This window comes from Streptomyces sp. NPDC057654 (assembly GCF_042800135.1).
GTDB lineage: Bacteria > Actinomycetota > Actinomycetes > Streptomycetales > Streptomycetaceae > Streptomyces.
In genome coordinates, this window is record NZ_JBHVHQ010000880.1 from 1 (window position 1) to 3,532 (window position 3,532).

The window sequence follows — 3,532 nt, forward strand, 5'->3', positions numbered from 1 at the left end:
GCCGCAAGGGGCGGCTCCCTCTCCCCGGTACGGAATCCCGCAAGGCGACGGAGCACCGCCTCCTTGATCCTGGTGACCTGTCGCGTCCGTGATCCGTCCGGCGATCCGCCCGGCGCCGCGAGACCGCCCACGGTCGCCGACGGGCCGTCAGCGGCGTGCGCACGCCGCCAACCGCCACAGTGGGGAGACCGCGCATGTCCAGCAGATCGCACAGACCCGCCGCCCCGGGCCTCGGCCGCCGCACCTTCCTCGCCGCCGCGGCGGCCACCGGAGCCGCCGCGCTCGGGGGCCTCGGCACGGCGGGCGGCGCGTCCGCCGCCACGCCCACCGGCCGCGGCACCACCCTCGCCTCCGTCGCCGCGCCCCGCGGCACCGGCGGCTACCGGCGCCTCGGCGAAGGCCCCGGCTGGCCCCGGCTGCTCCGCTCCGAACTGGCCGGCGCCAAGCGGGCCCGCACCGAGCGGCGCACCACGCTCGCCTCCTTCGTGCAGTTCACCGACATCCACCTCACCGACGTGCAGCACCCGCTGCGCTACGAGTTCTTCCGGGCCGGCGGCCCCGGCGCCTGGCGCCCGCACGAGGCGCTCACCCTGCCCGGCATCGTCTCCCTCGTCGAGCGCGTCAACGCGCTGCGCCGCGGCCCGGAGACCGGGGAGCCGTTCTCCTTCGTCATCACCACCGGGGACAACGGCGACGAGAACGCGCAGATCGAGGTGGAGTGGTTCCTGACCGCCCTCAGCGGCGGCCGGTTGAACCCCAACACCGGCGACCCGGACGGCTACGAAGGCGTGCAGGACAGCGGCCTGCCGCTCTACTGGCACCCCGAACGGGACCTGCGCGACCAGGACAAGCAGGTCGGCTACCCGCGCATCGACGGCTACCTCGACGCCGCCATGCGGAGGCTGCGGAGCCCGGGGCTGAACATCCCCTGGTACTCCACCTTCGGCAACCACGACCTGCTCTCCGGCGGCTGCTACCCGGCCGCGGGCACCTGGATCGGGGACGTCGCCGTCGGCTCGAAGAAGCTCCAGATCATCCCCGCGGAGCAGGCCAAGTGGCTGATGGAAGGGGAGGCGAAGGGCGTCGACCCCAAGGGCGACCGGATCAAGGCGGTGCTGCGCGAACACCGCGCCGAGATGCGCACGGTCACCCCCGACGAGCGCCGGGTGCCGCTGACCGCCCGTCAGTACGCGGCCGCGCACCTCGACCCCCGCCACCGAGGCCGCGGCCCTCTCGGCCACGGCTACACCCACGAGAACCTCGAATCCGGCGACCTCTACTACACCTTCCGCGTCTCCGACGATGTCATCGGCGTCAGCCTCGATTCGACGGACCCCGGCGGCCACTACCAGGGCTCGCTCGGCACCTCGCAACTGCGGTGGCTGGAAAGGGTGCTGAAGCACCATCAAGACGAATACGCGCTGGTCTTCAGCCATCACGCGAGCTGGAGCATGGACAACTTCACCCCCGACCCCACGCACCCCGGCGAGAAGCGGCACGGCGGCGCGGAGCTGATCTCGGTCCTCCAGCGCCACAGCAACGTCCTGGCCTGGATCAACGGCCACAGCCACCGCAACCGGATCAGGCCGCGCGGCACCTTCTGGGAGATCTGCACCGCCTCGCACGTGGACTACCCGCAGCTGGCCCGCACCATCGAGATCACGGACAACCGGGACGGCACCCTCTCCCTCTTCACCACCCTCATCGAGTCCGCGGCCCCCTACCGCACCGACTTCGAGGACCTGTCGAGGACCGGACTCGCTTCCCTCTACCGGGAGTTGGGTTTCAACGCCCCCGGATCCGACGCCACCCTCGCTGGCGACCCCACCGACCGGAACACCGAACTGCTGCTGCCCCGGCGCTGACGCGCGTACCCGCCGCCCCTGACCGTACGTCGTGACGCGGCATGGTCAGGGGTGTTGCGGAACTGCGCTTCAGCCGGTCGCCTCCAGCGCGTCCGGTGCGGATACGGCCCGCCCCTCGCAGACGTCGACCATCACCCGCCAGCTGCGGAGGAAGTCGCGGCGGGCCTCGGGCGCGAGGAGGTCGAGCGCCTGGCGCAGCGGCTCCACGCGGGCGCGGGCGCAGCGCTCGACGAGGGGGCGGTACGGCTCTTCGACGCTGACGATCGTGCGCCGCCGGTCGTGCTCGTCCTCCGTGCGGCGTACGAGCGCGCCGCGGCAGAGCTCGTTGACGAGCTGGCTGGTGGTGGTCGCGCCGAGGGCCATCCGTTCGGCGAGCTCCCCGACGGACGCCGGGCCCTCCAGCGCGAGCGAGACCAGCGGCGTCAGATGGCGGTTGGCGAGCCCGGCGCCGGCGAGGAGGGCGCGCAGCTCCTCGGGCACGTCCTCGTCCGGATCGCGCACACGGCGCATGAACCGGGCCGTCAGGCGCATCAGCGCCTTGAGGTCGTCGTCGACGGTCGGTGCGCTCGCGGTGGAATCGACGGCTCCGGAGGCGCGGCCGTCCGGTCCGTCGTCGGAGGTCAACTGGTAAGCCATGGCGTGAAGTTCAACATGTTCGGTGATCCACCGCAAGGCGCTTCGAAGTTCAATCAAATTGGGGCCTCGTGACATACTTTCGTCACCGCGCGCCATGCGCGTGCGCGACCCGGGCCGGACAGCGCCCAGCCGCCCGTGACCTGGCATGAGCGGCCCGACGACACCGTCACGACATAAGGGGGACACTCGTCCATGACCCGCGCACTGATCATCGGCGGCGGTGTCGCCGGCCCCGTCACCGCACTCGCGCTGCGCAAGGCAGGCATCGACTCCACGGTGTACGAGGCGTATCCGCGAGGCGCCGAGGACGTGGGGGCCTTCCTCATGCTCTTCGCCAACGGGGTCGCGGCGCTGCGCAGCGCGGGCGCCCTCGCGGCCGTGGCGGACCGCTCCTTCCCGGCCGAGAGCGTCGAGTTCTACGGCCGGACGGGCGAACTGCTCGGCAAGCGCCCCCTGCGGGGCTCCGGGAAGGACGGGCTCGCCCCGCGCACCATGACGAGGGCCGATCTGCACCGCGCCCTGAGCGAGGAAGCGGAGCGGCAGTCGATATCCGTCGAGTACGGCAAGCGCCTCGTGGACGCCGTCACGACGGCGAGCGGCGGCGTCGTGGCCTCCTTCGACGACGGCAGCCACGCCGAGGGCGACCTGCTCATCGGCGCCGACGGGCTCCACTCCCGCACCCGCACGCTGCTCGACGCGGCCGCGCCCGGCCCCCGGCACGCGGGCCAGAGCACCGTCTGCGGCCGAGTCCCGCACCACCCCGAGGCCGCGCCGCCCGGCACGTACCGCATGACCTTGGGGAACCGGGCGGTCTTCGGCTGCACCACCGCGCCCGACGGCCCGACCTACTGGTTCGCCAACATCCCCGGCCAGGAGCTCTCACGCGACGCGCTCGCCGCCGTCACCCCCGACCAGTGGCGGCGGCGCGTCGTCGACGTCTTCGCCGAGGACGGCACGGCCCCCGCCGGTATCGCCGCCGCCACCGGCACGGACATCGTCGCCTCCAACACCTACGACATCCCCTCCACCCC

General features: G+C 72.8%; 3 protein-coding genes. 2 read left to right on the forward strand and 1 reads right to left on the reverse strand.

Features of this window, described 5'->3' with window-relative positions; genetic code table 11:
- Positions 1 to 194 precede the first annotated feature (194 nt).
- Positions 195 to 1,865 carry a TIGR03767 family metallophosphoesterase gene (locus ACFU99_RS37625; RefSeq protein ID WP_384401376.1) on the forward strand — a complete coding sequence of 557 codons (1,671 nt, stop codon included), beginning with the start codon at positions 195 to 197 and terminating at the stop codon, positions 1,863 to 1,865.
- A 69-nt stretch (positions 1,866 to 1,934) separates the two neighbouring features.
- On the opposite strand, the gene ACFU99_RS37630 is transcribed toward ACFU99_RS37625, so the two are convergent.
- Positions 1,935 to 2,501 carry a MarR family winged helix-turn-helix transcriptional regulator gene (locus ACFU99_RS37630; RefSeq protein ID WP_384401379.1) on the reverse strand — a complete coding sequence of 189 codons (567 nt, stop codon included), beginning with the start codon at positions 2,499 to 2,501 and terminating at the stop codon, positions 1,935 to 1,937.
- A 192-nt stretch (positions 2,502 to 2,693) separates the two neighbouring features.
- On the opposite strand from ACFU99_RS37630, the gene ACFU99_RS37635 reads away from it, so the two are divergent.
- A partial coding sequence (locus ACFU99_RS37635) for an FAD-dependent oxidoreductase (RefSeq protein WP_384401382.1) occupies positions 2,694 to 3,532 on the forward strand: 839 nt, incomplete at its 3' end.

Bases quoted from the DNA above. Each gene is read 5' to 3' on its own strand.
- ACFU99_RS37625 (WP_384401376.1), top strand. From the start codon at position 195: ATGTCCAGCAGATCGCACAGACCCGCCGCCCCGGGCCTCGGCCGCCGC.
- ACFU99_RS37630 (WP_384401379.1), bottom strand. From the start codon at position 2,501: ATGGCTTACCAGTTGACCTCCGACGACGGACCGGACGGCCGCGCCTCC.